Source organism: Saccharomonospora azurea NA-128 (assembly GCF_000231055.2).
Classification (GTDB): domain Bacteria; phylum Actinomycetota; class Actinomycetes; order Mycobacteriales; family Pseudonocardiaceae; genus Saccharomonospora; species Saccharomonospora azurea.
Genome location: NZ_CM001466.1, coordinates 1,170,353 through 1,186,647 on the forward strand (window position 1 = coordinate 1,170,353; position 16,295 = coordinate 1,186,647).

Consider the following 16,295-nt stretch of genomic DNA (forward strand, 5'->3'; position numbering starts at 1 on the left):
GCCACGGTCAGCAGATCGTCGTAGTCACCGGTCAGCGGTGGAAGTGTGGTCTCTTCGGTTCGGACCTACCACTGCACCGCGTCGTGGTGGGCGCGACTGGCCTCGGCGAGGTCGTCGGCGATCCTGTCCGCGATCTTGGCCGGGGTGCCCGGGTCGGCTAGGAGCCCAAGCGTTTTCGTGCCGGACCCAGTCAGGCGGTCGTTCGTCTCGGACACCGGACCTCCACACGTCGGCGTAACGCCGCACGATTACCCCGGCAACCTGGAGGCCATGCTGAATCACGTGCTGTTGCCGGCCGGAGGGTGAGCGCCGTCCGGCCGGGGACGCGGAGCGGTCGGTGTCCGAGCACGCGTTACTGATCGGACCCATGGACAAGGACGGGGCCTGTGCCCGAGCACGACGAGGTCGCCGACACGCTCGATGCTCGACGACGAGAGACGTTGGCGAAGCGATCAGCGGCGTGACGCTCGGCGACTCGATGTGACATGTATGTGACATGTATGTGACATGCTGCGCTTCGCGTGCGTGTCCGGAGACGACAAAGGGGCCGCCTACCTGCGTAGACGGCCCCTGTTCTGTCGGGCTGACAGGATTTGAACCTGCGACCCCTTGACCCCCAGTCAAGTGCGCTACCAAACTGCGCCACAGCCCGGCCACCACCGTTGCGGTGATGGCAGTAGCTTACCGTGCCCTTCGAGCGCCTCGCATGGGGGGTGGCCGCTCTCGATCACACCCCCTGCACGCGGAGGCGACGTGCCGACTCCGGGGCGTCGGCGGTGCCCTCTCACAGCGTCGTCACGCCACGCCCGCCACCTCGCCCGGGGTGCATTCTCCCAGTTCAGGAGGCCGAACCGGCGGCTGCGGAACGTACGCGATCCCAAACCGGCTGCCGCGTGCCACGTCCTCACCGGCCAGGGTCGCGGCCAGATGCAGGGCGGCGTCGATACCCGCCGCCACACCCGCCGCGGTGAACGCTCGGTCGTCGGCCACCCAGCGTTTCGCGACCGAGCAGCTTCACGTCCGCCATCGCCTCGATCGTCGGCACCATGGTGTGCTCCCCCACGACGACGGTGCGGAACTCGTCGGGCCGGAACGCCGACAGGTCACGACAGCGATCGTCTTCATGCCGCCACGATCACCGTGCGGACACCTCGCGTGGGCCGCGGATGTCCGGAACCGCACGTAGTCTGTCCGATCTCCGCCGTTGCCGGCGTCGCCGCATGCGCCGTGTCGTCCTCGTCGCCTACGACGAAGCTCAGCTTCTCGACATCTCGTGTACCACGGACGTCTTCGACGGCGCCAACCGGTTGGGCGTCAGCGCCGCCTACGAATGTCCACAAGCGACATTCCGCTGGCCTCCGTGGCACGGCACTGCGGCTTCGGCTCCCCGCACGCCCTACGGCAGGCGTTCGCCGCGCACTACGAGACCACGCCGTCGGCCTACCGCCGCCTGCTGCGCGGCGGCCACGATCACGACCGCGCGAGCATCGGAATGCGTCCCCCGGCGACGACGGCCTCCAGTTGACGGGGCGACAGCTGGTGGCGCAGGCGGTACTCCTCGCCCTTGGTCGCGTTGCGGATCGTGAGTTCGCCGTGGTCGGCGAGGCTGTCCCGGAGGTCGCGCACGCTCAGCACGTCGCCCTGGTCGATGCGGTCGTAGTCCGCCGGGTCGGCGAACTCCAGGGCGAGGATGCCGAAGTTCGCCAGGTTCTGCCAGTGGATGCGGGCGAAGGACTTGGCGATCACGGCGTGCAGGCCGAGGTACCGGGGCGTGATGGCGGCGTGCTCGCGGGAGGAACCCTGCCCGTAGTTGTCGCCACCCACCACGAAGTGGCCGGTGTCCTCGGTGGCCTTCGCCCGGCGCGGATAGGTGGGGTCGATGCGGTCGAAGGTGAACGTCGCGAGCTGAGGAACGTTCGAGCGGAACGGCAGCGCCTTCGCCCCGGCCGGCGAGATCTCGTCGGTGGAGATGTTGTCGCCCACCTTGAGCAGCACCGGCGCTTCGATCTCGTTCGGCAGCGGTGGCATGTCCGGCAGGTCGGAGATGTTCGGGCCCTTCACCAACTCCTGCGTACGCGCCTCCTCCGGCGGCAACGGCGGCACGAGCATGTCGGTGTTCACCGACGACCGCTCGGGCAGCGGCAGCTCGGGATACTCCACGCCGAGCTTCTCGGCGAGCGACCTCGGGTCGGTGATCACGCCGGTCAGCGCCGAGGCCGCCGCGGTCTCGGGGGAGCACAGCCACACCGCGTCCTCCCGCGTTCCGCTGCGCCCGGGGAAGTTCCGGGGGAACGTGCGCAGGGAGTTGTGTCCCACAGCGGGTGCCTGCCCCATGCCGATACAACCCATGCACCCGGCCTGGTGGATGCGCGCGCCCGCGGAGATCAGGTCGAACGTGCCGCCCATCTTCGTCAGGTCGGCCAGGATCTGCCGCGACGTCGGGTTGACGTCGAAGCTCAGCGCGTCGCTGGCCTGCCTGCCCTTGACGAGGTACGCGGCGATGGCGAAGTCGCGCAGTCCCGGGTTGGCCGACGAGCCGATGACCACCTGACCGACCTCGGTGCCCTCCACCTCGCGGACCGGGACGACGTTGTCCGGTGAGGACGGTTTCGCGATCAGCGGTTCCAGCGTGGACAGGTCGATCTCGTCGGTGACGTCGTAGGTGGCGTCGTCGTCGGCGAGGATCTCGCGGTAGTCGTCCTCCCGGCCCTCGGTGCGCAGGAACTCCAGCACCGCGAAGTCGGACGGGAACACGGTGGTGGTCGCACCCAGTTCGGCACCCATGTTGGCGATGACGTGCCGGTCCATCGCCAACAACGTCGCCACGCCGGGGCCGTGGTACTCGATGATGCGGTTGAGACCGCCCTTCACGCTGTGGCGGCGCAGCATGTCGAGGATGACGTCCTTCGCCGATGTCCACGGCGGCAACTCGCCGGTGAGCCGCACTCCCCAGATCTCCGGCATGCGCAGGTAGACGGGTTCGCCCGCGATGGCCAGCGCCGCTTCGAGCCCGCCCACACCGATCGCCAGCATGCCGAGCGAACCGGACGCGGGGGTGTGCGAGTCGGAACCCACCATGCTCTTGCCGGGAATGCCGAACCGCTGCATGTGCACGGGGTGGGACACGCCGTTGCCGGCCTTCGAGTACCAGATGCCGTAGCGGCGGCAGGCCGAGCGGAGGAAGGCGTGGTCCTCGGCGTTCTTCTCGTCGGTCTGCAGCAGGTTGTGATCGACGTACTGGACGCTGACCTCGGTCTGCGCGCGATCGAGACCGAGCGCCTCCAACTCCTGCATCACCAGCGTGCCCGTGGCGTCCTGGGTCAGCGTCTGGTCGATCCGCAGGGCGATCTCCTCGCCCGGTTCCATCCGACCGTCGACCAGATGGTCCTCGATCAGCTTGTGCGCCACCGTTCTACCCATGGCGTTCGGCTACCCCGTCCGGACTCGTCTCGAACCGGTCGGCGACGATGGCTGTCGTGAGGGCAGTCGGGTCGCGCGGTCACCGAGGGGACGTGCTGATCGCCATCGCGGCGGGCGGGGCGCTCGGCAGCCTGGCCCGCTACGGGCTCGCGGAACTGCTGCCCCGCTCTGCCGGCGGCTTTCCCGTGGCCACGCTGCTGACCAACGTGCTGGGGTCCTTGGGGCTGGGGGTGCTCATGGCGTTCGTCGAGCACGGCAGGCCCGGGCGCCTGGTGCGACCGTTCCTCGGCATCGGCGCCTTCGGCGGGTTCACCACGGTGTCGACGTTCTCGGTCGAGGCCGTGGAGCTGTCGCGGCACGGGGACGTCGTCGTGGCGGCGGCGTACGTCGGGGGGTCCATGGCCGCGTCGATGGTGGCGGTGGCCGTCGGGTTCCTCGGCACCGATCGGCTGCTGCGGACGGCGTCGACGGGCGGCCCGTCGTGACGGTGCTCCTGGTGGCGTTGGGCGGCGCGGCGGGTGCCACGGGTCGGTACCTGCTCGACACGTGGCTACGGCGGAGGCAGTCGACCCGCTTCCCACTCAGCACGCTGGTCGTCAACGTCCTCGGCAGCCTCGTGCTGGGTGTGGTCGCCGGAACCACGGTCACCGGGGCGGCCGGCGACACACTCCACGCCGTCGTGGGCGTCGGGTTCTGCGGAGCGCTCACCACGTTCTCGACGTTCGGCTACGAGACGCTGCGAGTGTTCCTGGACGGCGCCCGCACGACAGCCGTGGCCAACGTGGTCGCGACCACCGGGGCGAGTATCGGCGCCGCCGCGGCCGGGCTTGCCCTCGGCGGGCTGCTCGGCTGACGCTGCACGAAGGCACGTCTCGACAGCGAAGGAGAGCGCCATGGTGCTGCCTCGCACACTGGCCAGGCTCAACCGCGTCGGCGCCAACCGGGTCCTGCGGCACCTGGCGTCCCGCGTGCCCGGCTTCGGCGTGGTCCGGCACGGCGTGGACGAGCGAGCCCCCTGACATCGTGTCCGCGCCTTGCGCACGCGTGTCCGCAGTCTGCGCACGCGTGTCCGCACCCCACGACATCACGGTCGCCGCGGGGTCTGGACGCCCCGTCCCTGAAGTGCGAACACCCGTGCGTGGGGCGCGGACACGGTGCGGCGGTTACTCCTCGGCGCCGAGTTGGCGCTTGAGCCAGCGCACCTGGGTCACCATCAGGTTCTCGGCGACCTCCTCGGCCTGCGGCGTCATGTGCGTGGCACCGACGAGCGGGAGGAAGACGTGGTCGCGGCCCGCGGCCAGCAGCTCTCCCGACAACCGCAGGGCGTGGGCGACGAACACGTTGTCGTCGGCGAGCCCGTGCACGATCATCAACGGCCTCCGCAACGACGGCGCGTCGGCGATCAGCGAGTTGTGCTCGTAGACGTCCGGGTGCTCGGCGGGATGCCCGAGGTAACGCTCGGTGTAGGCGGTGTCGTAGAGCGACCAGTCGGTCACCGGGGCGCCGGCGACGGCGGCGTGGACGACGTCGGGCCTGCGCAGCACCGCCAGCGCCGACAGGTACCCGCCGTACGACCAGCCGCGCATGGCGACGCGGTCGAGGTCGAGCAGACCGGGGTGGAGTTCGGCGACGGCGTGCAGCGCGTCCACCTGGTCGGTCAGCGAGACGTCGGCGAACGCGTGGTGGATCTCCTTCTCCCATGCGTTGCCCCGGCCGGGCGTGCCTCGGCCGTCGGTCACGAGGACGGCGAAGCCCTGGTCGGCCAGCCACTGCGGGGTGAGGAACGCGTTGCGGCTCTGCAGCACCCGCTGGGCGTGCGGGCCGCCGTACGGGTCGAGCAGCACCGGCAGTGCCTCGCCACCGTCGCCGATCTCGCGCCCGGTGGGGAGGACGAGCGCGGCACGCAGCGCGCGTTCGCCGACCGTGAGCCACACCGGTCGCGGCTCCAGGCCCGGATCCATGGGGTGCGAGCCGATGCCGGCCACGCGGTCGCCGTCGCGCAGTACGGACACCGCAGGCCCGCTCCGGGAGAGGGTCCACGTCGAGAGCACGGTCACCTCGGCCGTGCCCGCGCCGACGTGCACACCGTCCACGGTCGACAGTCGCTCCACCCGCCCGTCGTTCGTGCGGTACACATGGATCTGGGTGGGGTCGTCCTCGGAGCCCGAGAACAGCACCTCGTCGCCCACGTGCAGCACCGAGCGCACCTGCAGGCCGGGCGGAGTCACGGGCTCGCCGTCCACGAGCACGCGGTAGGTGTCGTCGCGGACGCCCACGTGCACGAGCCTGCCGTCCGTGGTCCACGCGGGAACGCCGGTGATCACCTCCACCCAACGCTCGTCGGACTCGCTGTGCAGCAGGCGCGCGGAACCGTCGCGCGGGTCGAGCGCGTAGACGTCGATCCGGCTCTGGTCGCGCGGGGCGACGGCGATGAGCGGCTCGCCCGCGGCGGACCAGTGGGCGGCCACCAGGTACTCCCAGTCGCCGCGCTCGACGTCCACGCGGCTGCCGTCGAGGCCGAGGAACGACAGTGACACCGAGGCGTTCGTGGTGCCCGCGGCGGGATAGGCCACGGTGGTGGCGGGCTGCTCCGGGTTCGCCGGGTCGGAGATGGTCCAGACCGGCACGTCCGAGCGGTCGGTGCGCTGCACGAGGAGGCTCCGCCCGTCGGGCGACCACCAGTAGCCGCGCGTGCGGCTGAGCTCCTCGGCGGCGATGAACTCGGCGAGGCCCCACGCGACGTCGGGCCCCTCGTCGTCCACGAGTGCCCGGTCGTCGCCGGTCGCGAGCTCGATCACGCGCAGCCTGCGCTCGCTCACGTACGCGACGTGGGTGCCGCCCGGGTTGGGCCGGGGGTCGACGACGGCGGCGTCCACGAGCAGGCGGACGTCGCCGCTGTCGAGGTCGGCGGTGTACAGCTTGCCGGAGAGCGGGAACGCCACGAGACGGACATCGTCGTCGGTGGCGTACCCGACGACGCCGCCGGACGACTCACGCGCACGCTCGCGGCGGGCGCGCTCCTCGGCGGGCAGCTCCTCCTCCCCGGGCAGCAGCGCGGCGGTGTCGACGATCGTCGACTCCTCGCCGGTGCGCAGGTCGAGACACAGCAGGTCGTTACGCCGGTCGGTCGCGGTCCGTGACCGCAGGAACAGCACCCGGGTACCGTCACCAGAGACGCGGAAGTTCCTCGGCGTTCCGAGCGTGAAGCGCTGGCTGCGGGCCTGTCGACGCAGGAAAGAGAGATCGTCCGTCACGAGCGTTTACTGTCGCAGACACCGCCCGTGAGCTGCCACCCGCACCGGAGGCTCCCACGAGCCGACGCAACGATCCGTGCCCACTCAGGCCCGAATGCGCAACGAACGGCGGCGACAGGCAATGTTCAGCGGATGTTTTCGCCGAACCCTTCGCTTTAGTCTGAACGCATGACGACGTTCGCCGACAAGTCCGCGGAGACCAGCAGCGCTGCCGACCTCATCGCACTCGACGAGCGCTGGAGCACGCACAACTACCACCCGCTTCCCGTCGTGATCGCCGAGGCCGAGGGCGCGTGGGTGACCGACGTGCACGGCGAGCGTTACCTCGACTTCCTGTCCGGTTACTCGGCGCTGAACTTCGGCCACCGCCACCCCGACCTCGTTCGGGCGGCGGTCGGGCAGCTCGGGCGCGTGACCCTGACCTCGCGCGCGTTCCACCACGACCAGCTGGGCCTGTTCTGCCGGGAACTGGCCGAGCTCACCGGCACCGAGAAGGTGCTGCCGATGAACTCCGGCGCCGAGGCGGTCGAGTCGGCGATCAAGGTGGCCCGCAAATGGGCGTACCGCGTGAAGGGCGTGGCCGAGGACCAGGCCCAGATCGTCGTCGCGGGTTCCAACTTCCACGGCCGCACGACCACGATCGTGTCCTTCTCCACCGACGACGAAGCGCGCGCGGACTTCGGCCCGTTCACGCCGGGATTCGTGGTGGTGCCCTACGGCGACGCGGCGGCGTTGGCGGAGGCCGTGACCGAGAACACGGCCGCGGTGCTGCTGGAGCCCATCCAGGGCGAGGCCGGAGTGGTCGTGCCGCCGGACGGCTACCTCGCCGAGGCCCGCAGGCTCTGCGACGAGGCCGGGGCACTGCTCATCGCCGACGAAATCCAGTCGGGGCTGGCCCGCACCGGAACGATCTTCGCGCTGGATCACGAGCGGGTCACCGCCGACCTCTACACGCTGGGCAAGGCGCTCGGCGGCGGCATCCTTCCCGTGTCGGCGGTGGTCGGCCGCGCGGACGTCCTCGGCGTGCTGCGCCCGGGCGAGCACGGTTCGACGTTCGGCGGCAATCCGCTCGCGTGCGCGGTGGGCAGGGCCGTGGTCCGCCTGCTGTCCACGGGCGAGTTCCAGCAGCGGTCCACCGCACTGGGCGCGCACTTGCACGAACGGTTGAACGCGCTGGTCGGGGACGGTGTCGCGGCGGTGCGCGGCCGAGGTCTGTGGGCGGGCGTCGACCTCGCTCCCGGCGGCCTGACCGGACGTGCGGCGTCGGAGGCGCTCATGCGGCGCGGGGTGCTGTGCAAGGAAACCCATGGGCACACGCTGCGCCTGGCGCCGCCGCTGGTGGTCGAGGAGTCCGAACTGGACCGCGGTGTGGACGCCCTCGCCGAGGTCGTCGGCCGGGGATGACCGGCGGCACATCCGGTGCCGCGTTCCCGCGGAGCCTGACCGTCACGGCGGTGTCGAGCGGAGTCCTCGCGCTCGTGCTCGGCATCGCCGTCGCCGGTGAGCGACGACCGACGGCCGTCGACGCCGCGTTCGAATCCGCTGTGGACGAGTCCGTGGGCGGGACGTGGTTGCCGCACGTTCTCGTGGGTCCCACTGAGCCGTGGGCGGTGCTCGCGGTCCTCGTCGCCGTGGTCGCTGTCGGCGTCGTGCGGCGGCGCGCCGACGTCGTCGCTCTCGCCGTCGTCGGGCCCGCGTTCGCGGTGTCGCTCAACACGTGGGTGCTGAAACCGGCGTTCGGCCGGTACTACGACGACCATTTGGCGTACCCGAGCGGGCACACGGTGAGCCTGGTCGCCGCCGTCACGGTGGTGGCGTTCGCGGTCCGCTCGATCCGCGCCCGCGTGCTCACGATCACGAGCGGCGGCCTGCTCACGGCCGGTGCCGCCGTGGGCATGGCGGGCCTGGACTACCACTACGTCAGCGACGTGGCCGGGGGCGCCGCGACCGCCGTGTCGCTGGTGTCCGGGGTCGCGGTGGTCACGACCGCCGTGCTCAGGCGTCGGATGCGGTCTGCGGCGACACTGCGTCCCGCGCCAACGCGGTGAGCCTGCTGACCGCCCTCAGGTACTTCTTGCGGTATCCGCCCGCGAGCATGTCCTCGTCGAAGAGCTCCCCGAGCGACGCTCCGGAGACGAGCACGGGGATCGCCCGGTCGTAGAGGCGGTCGGCGAGGGCGACCAGCCGCAGCGCGATCGCCTGGTCGGAGGCGGGCCGGATACCGCGCAGGTGCACGGCGGCCACGCCGTCGACGAGCCGGCCGTAGCGGGAGGGATGCAGGCTCGCCAGGTGCGCGCAGAGGTCGTCGAAGTCGTCCAGGGTCGCACCGGGCCAGCCCTTCGCCGACGCCACGAGCTCCTCGTCGCCGTACGGTTCGGGCGGGTCGGGCAGGCCGCGGTGCCGGTAGTCGGGGCCGTCGACGCGCACGACGTCGAACGTCGCCGACAGCGACTGGATCTCACGCAGGAAGTCGTCGGCCGCGAACCGACCCTCACCGAGCTTGTCGGGCAGCGTGTTGGACGTCGCGGCGACGAACACGCCCGCGTCGGTCAGCTCGCGCAGCAGCCGGTTCACCAGCATCGTGTCGCCCGGATCGTCGAGCTCGAACTCGTCGATGGCCAGCAGGCGGTGTCCCGACAGCCGCCGCACGGCCTCGCCGAAGCCGAGCGCGCCCACCACGTGGGTCAGCTCGACGAACGTCCCGTACGCCTTCGGCCCGGGCACCGCGTGCCAGATCGACGCGAGCAGGTGCGTCTTGCCGACGCCGAACCCGCCGTCGAGGTAGAGGCCGAGCCGGCCCGCCTGCTTCCGGCCACGCCCGAACAGCGCGCGCCACCCCTTCGCCCCGCCCGCGCCGGAGTCGCCGACCCGCTCGGCGAAGGCCGAACACGCGGTCACGGCCTCGGCCTGACTCAGCTCCGCGGGGTTCGGCACGTAGGTGGAGAACCGCACGCTGTCGAACCGGGGCGGGGGCACCAGCGTCGAGATCAGTTCGTCGGGGGCGATCTCGGGACGGCGGGCGGTGAGCTGCTCGGTCGACATACCGATCAGCGTATGTGGTGGCCCCGTGCCGCCCTCGCCGGTCGTCCCGTGTTGTGATGGCCGTTGTGTACCGGCTACTGCCCACCGTGGACCACGATGCGGCGTCCGAGTCCGTGACCGACGCCGAACTCGAACGCCTCTACGACTACCCGTCCGATCTGACGCGCCCGTGGGTGCAGGTCAACTTCGTGTCGTCGGCCGATGGCGCCGTCGCCGTGGCGGACCGCTCCGAAGGCCTGTCCCACCCCGCCGACAAGCGGGTCTTCGCCCTGGGCCGCGACCTCGCCGACGTGATCCTCGTCGGTGCGGGCACCGCGCAGGCCGAGGGCTATCGCGGGGTGCGGGCGCGTGAGCTGCGCGTCGAACGCCGCCGCCGGCTCGGGCTGAGCGCGCTGCCGCCGCTGGCCGTGGTCACCGGTTCCTGCCGGATCAGCCCGGACGATCCGATCGTGACCGACACCACGGTGCCGCCGATCGTCGTCACCACCACCGGGGCGCCGCGCGAGCGCAAGGAGGCGTTGCGCGCCGCTGGTGTCGACGTCGTCGAGGCGGGCGCCGACTTCGTCGAGCCCTCACTCACCCTCGCGGCGCTGGCGGAGCGCGGGCTGCTGCGCGTCAACTGCGAGGGTGGGCCGCAACTGTTCGCCGCCCTGATCGCCGCCGACGCGGTCGACCAGCTGTGTCTCACCGTCGCGCCGCTGCTGGCGGGCGCGGGATCGGGACGCATCGCCGCGGGTGCGCCGAGTCCCGTGCCCCGGTCGCTGCGCCTCGACTCGGTCCTGCACGAGGACGGGTTCCTCATGTTGCGCTACCGCCGGGGTGACGCACACTCGCGGTGAGGCCCCGCTCACGTGTGCCTCACCGGTGCCGTGTCAAGGTTGACGGGGGAAGTCAGCCGCAGGAAGTGAGGGCCCGTTCCGTGCCGCGCCGTGGTCGTGCTCGCCGACACCTCGTGGTGTCCGCACTGGTCGGACTGCTGCTCTCGGGGTGCACGGCGGGTCCGTCGTCGCGGCCTCCCGTCCTGGAGGGCGACACCGGGCCCGCGTCCCGGTCCAGCACCGAGGCCACTCCCGACGTGCCGCTGCCCGACCTGGCCGAACCGAAGAACTCCACACTCCGGTGGGAGGACTGCCCGCCCGAACTGCTGAAGGGCCTGGACGGAGAGGGCGCAGGCGGCGGGAACCACCCGGTGTCGTGTGCCCGGTTGAGTCTCTCGCTCGATGCGCCCGGCCTTCCCGGGCTCGGCCTCACCCGGCTCGGCGTCACCAAGGTGGGCAACGGCCCGATCCCGCTCGTGGTGCTCAACGACGTGGGCGGCGAGCCGGGCACCCGGTACGCGGTGCGGCTCGCCGAGACGCTGCCCGACGAGGTGCTGGAGAGGTTCTCCCTCATCGGTGTCGACCGCAGGGGCACGGGCACGTCGGACCCGGTGCGCTGCATCCCCGACCCTGAACGGGAGACCCTGCTGGGCCACGATCCGGCCACGTCGGTCGACCCGCTCCTCGACGCCGCCAGGACGGCCGGGCAGCAGTGCGCCATCGCGCTGGAGGACGTCCAGACCGCCTACGACAGCTGGCGCACCGCGGGCGACCTCGAAGAACTCCGCGCCCAGCTCGGGGTCCAGCGGCTGAACGTGCTCGGACACGGTGACGGCTCCCTTCCCGCCGCCCACTACGCCGTCCGGTTCCCCACGCACGCGGGCCGCATCGTGCTCGACGGCGTGCCCGACCCGTCGAACGACCCGGCCGGCGTCGTGACGGACGTGGCCGCCGGAGCCGAGGCGACGCTCGACGAGTTCGCCGCGGACTGCGCGCGCCGGAACTGCCCGTTGGGTGACGACGCCCGGGCGGTCGTGTCCGAACTCGCGGACGACGCCCGGGCCACCCCCCTGCGAGCGGGCGAACACAGGATGAGCTCGGTTCTCGTGCGGCGGGCCGTGCTCGCGGGCTTGTCCCAACCGCAACGCTGGGAGGAGCTGGCCGACGCCGTCGACGCCGCTCGCGGCGGTGACGCCACACCGCTGTTCGCGTTCGTGGAGCCCTGGCTGGAGGACAGCTGGAGCGGCGCGCCGAGAACCGACGCCGCGCTCGTGACCTGGTGCAACGACACCGGCGCCCGCTTGCCGCACGACCAGCTCCGCGACACCTCCCGCACGCTGCGCACCGAGCATCCCGTGTTCGGTTCCGTGGTGGCGCAGCGACTCGTCTGGTGCAGCCCGTGGCCGAGCCGGCAGGAGGACGTCCCCGAGTTGGGCTCACCCGACGTCCCGCCGATCCTCGTCCTCAGCACCGCCACCGATCCGCTCACGCCCGAGAGGGGAACGGTCCGGGCCGCCGAGCAGATCCCCAGCGCGGTGCGGGTGGCCTGGGAGGGAGCCGGGCACGGCGCGCTGGGCTCCCCGTGCGTCGGCGAGGAGGTCGCCACCTTCCTCGTCGACGGCGAGGTGCCCCGCGACGGGACACTGTGCCCGGCGTGACGCCCGGCGTGCCGGATCAACGCAGCTGGACCGTGGCGACGACGGGCCGGTGGTCGGAGGCCGTCACCGCGGGCACGGAGGTGTTCAGCACGCGCATCGGACCGGCCACGGTCACGTAGTCGATGCGCTTCACCGGGTCGTCGGCCGGAAAGGTGAGTCCGCCGTCCCGGGTGCCCCACGCGTCCCGCCCGTGCGCGAACAGCGGCGCGAGCTCCGGCGCCGCGGGTTCGGCGTTGAAGTCACCGAGCAGCACCTGCCGCGCCCCGGGCCCGTCCTGACGAAGGATCTCCAGTGTGTCCGCCACCTGCTGCTGTCGCACCGACGGGTCGGGCCGGTAGTCGAGGTGGGTGTTGTAGACGTGGACCGGCTTGCCGCCCACCGACACCACCGCCTCGGCGAAGCCGGGCGCCGGCTCGGGGTCGCCGTCCGGATCGACCGTCGACCACCGGGTGATCTCGTGGTTGGTGACCGACAGGATCGGGTGGTCGCTCAGCACGGCCACGCCGTAACGGCGCCGTTCCTGGCGGCCGGGCTCGGGATCGAGGTCGTAGATCGGCGCGAAGTACGCCGACATGCCCGTCATCCGCGCGAGTTCGGCGACCTGGTCGGCGTAGGCGCTGCGGTCGGACCAGTGGACGTCGACCTCCTGCAGCCCCACGACGTCGACGTCGGCGTCCCGGATGACCTCGGCGATCCGGCCGAGATCGGCCCGGCCGTCGGTCCCGATGCCGGTGTGCATGTTGTAGGTCATCACACGCAGCACCCTGGCGGAGTCGGCGGCCGCGGGCGTGGCGAGCAGCGTGGCGGCCAGCAGGGCGAGCGCGGCGGTCACCGTTCGAGCGAGCGGCACCCGGCGACGAACACGCTCTGCATACGTTGAGACACTTTGGGTATACATGTCTAGACCATAGTCCCGCCGACCGGCTCTTGACTGAACCCGGGACAGATGTTTCGCTGACGGTCGGTGAACCTTCTGTCGTTGCTCGCAGGCCAGACCAAGCACGACCCGCACGCCATCATCGCGATCGACGCCGATCCCGATCAGCCGCAGCATCTCAGCCGCGCCGAACTGTGGCGCCACACGCTGCAGCTGCGCGCCGACCTCGCGACGGCCGGTGTCGGACGCGGTGACGGCGTGCTCGTCGTGCTGCCGTCGTGGTCGTCCGTGCTCGAATGGCACGTCGCGACCGCGTCCCTCGGTGCCCACGTCGTGTGCGCCGGAACCGATCTCTCGGCCGACGCGCTCGGTGACGCTCTGCGCCGGGTACGGCCCAGAGTCGTCGCGCTGCCCTATCCAGGGCCCTGCCACACGGCGTTGCACGACGCCGTGCGACAGGGCGCCGCCCACGGAGGCGTCGTCCCGACCGTGGCGGTCGTGCCCGCGCCGGGCCGCACCCCGCCTGTCGACCCGTCGCCGTACGACGTCGGCGCGGGCGCGTGGCTGCCCAGCCCACCGACGGTGGGCATGCCGATGCCGGACGTGCGTGGCGACGAGCTCGCCGCGGCGTTCCTGCCCGAGCTGGCCGCGCACCGCGAGTCGGCACTCACCAGGCACGCGAACGCCACCGCGCACGCCATCGGCCTGACCGGCGACGACGTCGTGCTGTGTACGGAGTCACCGGCCTCTCCGCTGTGGCTCACCCTCGCGATCGCCGCCCTCACCACCGGAGCGACGTGCCTGCTCGACGCCTCGCCGACTCCGGAACGCGTCCTCGCCGACGTGGCCCGGTTCGGCGCGACCCACGTCGCCACGGACGCCGAGTCGGCCACCGCACTCGCCGCCCTGGCGGGCACGAAGGACGTGCCGTCGTGGCGCTGGCTCGGTGTGGTGGGTGAGCCCGCCTCGACCCCGGACGCGGTGTCGGGCGCCGAGCGAGCGTTCGGCATCCCCGCCACGGCCCTGTACTCCCCGCCGGAACTGTGTTCGCCCGCCGCCCTGTGGCCCTCCGACGCGCCTCCCGGGGTTCGCGTCCACACGGGTGGCCGGCCGGTCGGCTCCGACGTCGAGATCCGGATCGTCGAGCCCGAGACAGGCGCTCCACTGCTCCCGGGCGACGTCGGCGAGATCCAGGTGCGCGGCACCGTGGTCCCGGACAGGCGGCTCGACTCGCCGGAGGCGTTCGAGGGTCGCCGGACCATCGACGGCTGGTTCTGCACCGGTGACGCGGGTGTCCTCGACGCCGACGGTCACCTCCGCCACACCGGGCGCGTCATCGCCGCGAGCAGGGACTGAAACGAGCGCGCACCGTGGTCCGGGCCGGTCCGGACCCTCGTCTACCGTGTTGGCCGTGCGGATGACGACGAGAGTGCTGGTGGGCCTGGTCGTCCTCGGCGCCCTCGCCGTCGTCGCCGTGCTGGTGCCGGTTCCCGGTCCCGCGCAGGTGCGCCTCTGGGCCGAGGGTCTCGGCGCGCTGGGCGTCGTGGCGTTCTTCGCGGCCTACGCGGTGTGCACGGCGGCTCCCGTGCCGCGCACGGTGTTCAACCTCGCGGCGGGGCTGTTGTTCGGCGACGTCGTCGGCATCTCCGTCGCGCTCGTGGCGACGGTGCTGTCGGGCCTGCTCGGCTTCCGGCTGGCGCGCTCCCTCGGTCGCGAGGTGGTGCTGCGACACCTGCACCGCAAGCCGGTGCGAGCGCTCGACGACCGCCTCTCCGGCGGCGGGGCGCTCGCTGTCGCGTCGCTGCGGCTCATCCCGGTCGTCCCCTTCGCTCCGCTCAGCTACCTCTGCGGAGTCTCGGCTCTGCCGACGAAGCCGTACCTCGTCGGCACGGCGATCGGGAGCGTGCCGGGAACGGTCGCGGTGGTCGTGCTCGGTGACGCGCTCACCGGCACCACGCCACCGGCGCTCGTCGCCTGCTACGCCGGCTTCGCCGTGCTCGGTGCGCTCGGCCTGCTCAGAGCGGTGCGGTCGGCGGAGCCGAAAGAGGTGACGGCAGGGAAAACCGTTGCAGGCAGGGAGGAAACGGTCTCGCGCACGAACGGAGGCGACGCCGACCCGCCCGGCGGTTGACGTCGGGGTCGGGAACACGACCGCTACACTCAACGGAGTGCGGAGATCACATTTTCGCACCCCGCGCCCTGTCACCAGCACGGAACGTAGCCGAGGAGTAGTGCCATCAACACCGGTCAATTGATCGCAGGTCACTATCGCCTCGTCGAGCACATCGGAAGCGGTGCCATGGGCATCGTGTGGCGTGCGATCGACGAGCGCCTCGAACGCTCTGTTGCGGTGAAGCAGATCATCGCGCAGCCCGGTCTCTCCGACGCCGAGCGCGACACCATGCGGCAGCGCGCCATGCGCGAGGCGCGGAACGCCGCCCGGTTCCAGCACCCCAACGCCATCGTCGTCTTCGACATCGCCGAGCACGAGGGCGATCCCTGCCTCGTGATGGAGTACCTGCCGTCGCAGAGTCTGTCCGCGGTGCTGGTCGAACACGAGACGCTGCCGGTCCCCGAGGTCGCGCGCATCGGCGAGCAGGTGGCCTCCGCACTCATCGCCGCTCACCGCGCCGGGATCGTGCACCGCGACATCAAGCCGGGCAACATCCTCATCGACGACAACGGTGTCTGCAAGATCACCGACTTCGGCATCTCACGCGCCACGGGCGACCTCACGCTCACGCAGACCGGACTCATCGGTGGCACTCCCGCCTACCTGGCGCCGGAACTGGCGCGGGGTGCGGACCCGAAGCCCAGTTCGGACGTGTTCGCCCTCGGCGCCACCCTGTACCACGCGATCGAAGGCCTCCCGCCCTACGGCGACAACACCAACCAGCTCGCGCTCCTGTACGCCGCGGCGAGCGGCAAGATCAACCCGCCGCGGCAGGCCGGCCCCGCCACCGCGCTGCTCATGCAGCTGCTCAGCCCGGAGCCGGAGAACCGGCCGAGCATGACCGAAGCGCGTGACAAGCTGGCCACTCTCGCCTCCGGGCAGGCCGGCGTGGCGGCCGCCGTCGCACCCCCGGCACCCAAAGAGCAGACGCGGGAGATGACCGCCACACCCGCCTCCCCCGCGAGTCCGCCGCCGTGGCGCCGCGAGGCCTCGCCCGAACCGCCTGGAGGCGATCCAGGAGATGAACCGTCGCGCCGGCGCGCACGGCATCGG

The 16,295-nt window shown here is 71.7% G+C and carries 17 protein-coding genes and 1 tRNA gene; 11 read left to right on the top strand and 7 right to left on the bottom strand.

Going from position 1 to position 16,295, the window contains the following annotated elements; genetic code table 11:
• Positions 1-65: 65 nt before the first annotated feature.
• The 3 genes from SACAZDRAFT_RS22900 to SACAZDRAFT_RS05225 form a co-directional block, all read right to left on the bottom strand.
• Positions 66-215: a hypothetical protein gene (locus SACAZDRAFT_RS22900; protein ID WP_157606934.1), complete on the bottom strand. Its 150-nt coding sequence runs from the start codon at positions 213-215 to the stop codon at positions 66-68.
• 363 nt (positions 216-578) lie between these two features.
• Positions 579-652, bottom strand: a tRNA-Pro gene (locus SACAZDRAFT_RS05220).
• Positions 653-795: 143 nt separating this feature from the next.
• Positions 796-990 (bottom strand): hypothetical protein, encoded by a 195-nt coding sequence (locus SACAZDRAFT_RS05225; RefSeq protein ID WP_050983459.1) that lies wholly within the window; start codon positions 988-990, stop codon positions 796-798.
• Between the two features lie 283 nt (positions 991-1,273).
• Here SACAZDRAFT_RS05225 and SACAZDRAFT_RS22350 point away from each other — a divergent pair, with 283 nt between their 5' ends.
• Positions 1,274-1,525, top strand: coding sequence for an AraC family transcriptional regulator (locus SACAZDRAFT_RS22350; protein WP_232286366.1), 252 nt, complete (start codon positions 1,274-1,276; stop codon positions 1,523-1,525).
• On the opposite strand, the gene SACAZDRAFT_RS05235 is transcribed toward SACAZDRAFT_RS22350, so the two are convergent.
• Complete coding sequence (locus SACAZDRAFT_RS05235) at positions 1,471-3,420, bottom strand: aconitate hydratase (RefSeq protein WP_005439351.1); 1,950 nt, start codon at positions 3,418-3,420, stop codon at positions 1,471-1,473. The two genes, SACAZDRAFT_RS22350 and SACAZDRAFT_RS05235, sit on opposite strands and share 55 nt — an antisense overlap.
• A 92-nt stretch (positions 3,421-3,512) precedes the next feature.
• On the opposite strand from SACAZDRAFT_RS05235, the gene SACAZDRAFT_RS05240 reads away from it, so the two are divergent.
• The 3 genes from SACAZDRAFT_RS05240 to SACAZDRAFT_RS23985 are packed head-to-tail and all read left to right on the top strand — an operon-like array spanning position 3,513 to position 4,439.
• Positions 3,513-3,905: a FluC/FEX family fluoride channel gene (locus tag SACAZDRAFT_RS05240; protein ID WP_005439352.1), complete on the top strand. Its 393-nt coding sequence runs from the start codon at positions 3,513-3,515 to the stop codon at positions 3,903-3,905.
• Positions 3,902-4,273 (top strand): fluoride efflux transporter CrcB, encoded by a 372-nt coding sequence (crcB, locus tag SACAZDRAFT_RS05245; RefSeq protein ID WP_005439362.1) that lies wholly within the window; start codon positions 3,902-3,904, stop codon positions 4,271-4,273. Before SACAZDRAFT_RS05240 ends, crcB begins: the two co-directional genes overlap by 4 nt.
• 40 nt (positions 4,274-4,313) lie before the next feature.
• On the top strand, positions 4,314-4,439 hold the full coding sequence (locus SACAZDRAFT_RS23985) for a hypothetical protein (protein WP_005439363.1): 126 nt from the start codon (positions 4,314-4,316) through the stop codon (positions 4,437-4,439).
• A 144-nt stretch (positions 4,440-4,583) separates the two neighbouring features.
• On the opposite strand, the gene SACAZDRAFT_RS05250 is transcribed toward SACAZDRAFT_RS23985, so the two are convergent.
• A complete protein-coding gene (locus SACAZDRAFT_RS05250) occupies positions 4,584-6,674 on the bottom strand; it encodes a S9 family peptidase (protein WP_005439364.1) in 2,091 nt (696 codons plus the stop codon).
• Positions 6,675-6,842: 168 nt separating this feature from the next.
• Between SACAZDRAFT_RS05250 and rocD the strand changes: the two genes are divergently transcribed.
• On the top strand, positions 6,843-8,078 hold the full coding sequence (rocD, locus tag SACAZDRAFT_RS05255; RefSeq protein ID WP_005439365.1) for an ornithine--oxo-acid transaminase: 1,236 nt from the start codon (positions 6,843-6,845) through the stop codon (positions 8,076-8,078).
• Positions 8,075-8,722 (top strand): hypothetical protein, encoded by a 648-nt coding sequence (locus SACAZDRAFT_RS05260; protein WP_005439366.1) that lies wholly within the window; start codon positions 8,075-8,077, stop codon positions 8,720-8,722. The genes rocD and SACAZDRAFT_RS05260 overlap by 4 nt, the downstream gene beginning before the upstream one ends.
• On the opposite strand, the gene zapE is transcribed toward SACAZDRAFT_RS05260, so the two are convergent.
• The gene (gene zapE / locus SACAZDRAFT_RS05265; protein WP_005439367.1) at positions 8,670-9,716 is read right to left on the bottom strand and encodes a cell division protein ZapE; all 1,047 of its coding nucleotides are present in this window, start codon (positions 9,714-9,716) and stop codon (positions 8,670-8,672) included. The two genes, SACAZDRAFT_RS05260 and zapE, sit on opposite strands and share 53 nt — an antisense overlap.
• Positions 9,717-9,772: 56 nt before the next feature.
• Here zapE and SACAZDRAFT_RS05270 point away from each other — a divergent pair, with 56 nt between their 5' ends.
• Together SACAZDRAFT_RS05270 and SACAZDRAFT_RS05275 are read left to right on the top strand one after the other, a co-directional pair.
• Positions 9,773-10,555 (top strand): pyrimidine reductase family protein, encoded by a 783-nt coding sequence (locus SACAZDRAFT_RS05270; protein WP_005439368.1) that lies wholly within the window; start codon positions 9,773-9,775, stop codon positions 10,553-10,555.
• 80 nt (positions 10,556-10,635) lie between these two features.
• Positions 10,636-12,192 carry an alpha/beta hydrolase gene (locus SACAZDRAFT_RS05275; RefSeq protein WP_005439369.1) on the top strand — a complete coding sequence of 519 codons (1,557 nt, stop codon included), beginning with the start codon at positions 10,636-10,638 and terminating at the stop codon, positions 12,190-12,192.
• A gap of 16 nt (positions 12,193-12,208) precedes the next feature.
• On the opposite strand, the gene SACAZDRAFT_RS05280 is transcribed toward SACAZDRAFT_RS05275, so the two are convergent.
• Positions 12,209-13,024 carry an endonuclease/exonuclease/phosphatase family protein gene (locus SACAZDRAFT_RS05280; protein ID WP_005439370.1) on the bottom strand — a complete coding sequence of 272 codons (816 nt, stop codon included), beginning with the start codon at positions 13,022-13,024 and terminating at the stop codon, positions 12,209-12,211.
• Between the two features lie 132 nt (positions 13,025-13,156).
• Between SACAZDRAFT_RS05280 and SACAZDRAFT_RS05285 the strand changes: the two genes are divergently transcribed.
• From SACAZDRAFT_RS05285 to SACAZDRAFT_RS22355, 3 genes are all read left to right on the top strand, one after another.
• Positions 13,157-14,425, top strand: a complete 1,269-nt coding sequence (locus SACAZDRAFT_RS05285) for an AMP-binding protein (protein ID WP_005439371.1) — start codon at positions 13,157-13,159, stop codon at positions 14,423-14,425.
• 61 nt (positions 14,426-14,486) lie between these two features.
• Positions 14,487-15,200, top strand: a complete 714-nt coding sequence (locus tag SACAZDRAFT_RS05290) for a TVP38/TMEM64 family protein (RefSeq protein ID WP_005439373.1) — start codon at positions 14,487-14,489, stop codon at positions 15,198-15,200.
• Positions 15,201-15,368: 168 nt separating this feature from the next.
• On the top strand, positions 15,369-16,295 hold a 927-nt coding region (locus SACAZDRAFT_RS22355), incomplete at its 3' end, for a serine/threonine-protein kinase (protein ID WP_005439374.1).

Excerpts from the sequence above, each read along its gene's own strand:
- SACAZDRAFT_RS05235 (WP_005439351.1), bottom strand. The coding sequence starts at position 3,420 with ATGGGTAGAACGGTGGCGCACAAGCTGATCGAGGACCATCTGGTCGAC.
- SACAZDRAFT_RS23985 (WP_005439363.1), top strand. The coding sequence starts at position 4,314 with ATGGTGCTGCCTCGCACACTGGCCAGGCTCAACCGCGTCGGCGCCAAC.
- SACAZDRAFT_RS05290 (WP_005439373.1), top strand. The coding sequence starts at position 14,487 with ATGACGACGAGAGTGCTGGTGGGCCTGGTCGTCCTCGGCGCCCTCGCC.
- rocD (WP_005439365.1), top strand. The coding sequence starts at position 6,843 with ATGACGACGTTCGCCGACAAGTCCGCGGAGACCAGCAGCGCTGCCGAC.
- zapE (WP_005439367.1), bottom strand. The coding sequence starts at position 9,716 with ATGTCGACCGAGCAGCTCACCGCCCGCCGTCCCGAGATCGCCCCCGAC.
- SACAZDRAFT_RS05260 (WP_005439366.1), top strand. The coding sequence starts at position 8,075 with ATGACCGGCGGCACATCCGGTGCCGCGTTCCCGCGGAGCCTGACCGTC.
- SACAZDRAFT_RS05270 (WP_005439368.1), top strand. The coding sequence starts at position 9,773 with ATGGCCGTTGTGTACCGGCTACTGCCCACCGTGGACCACGATGCGGCG.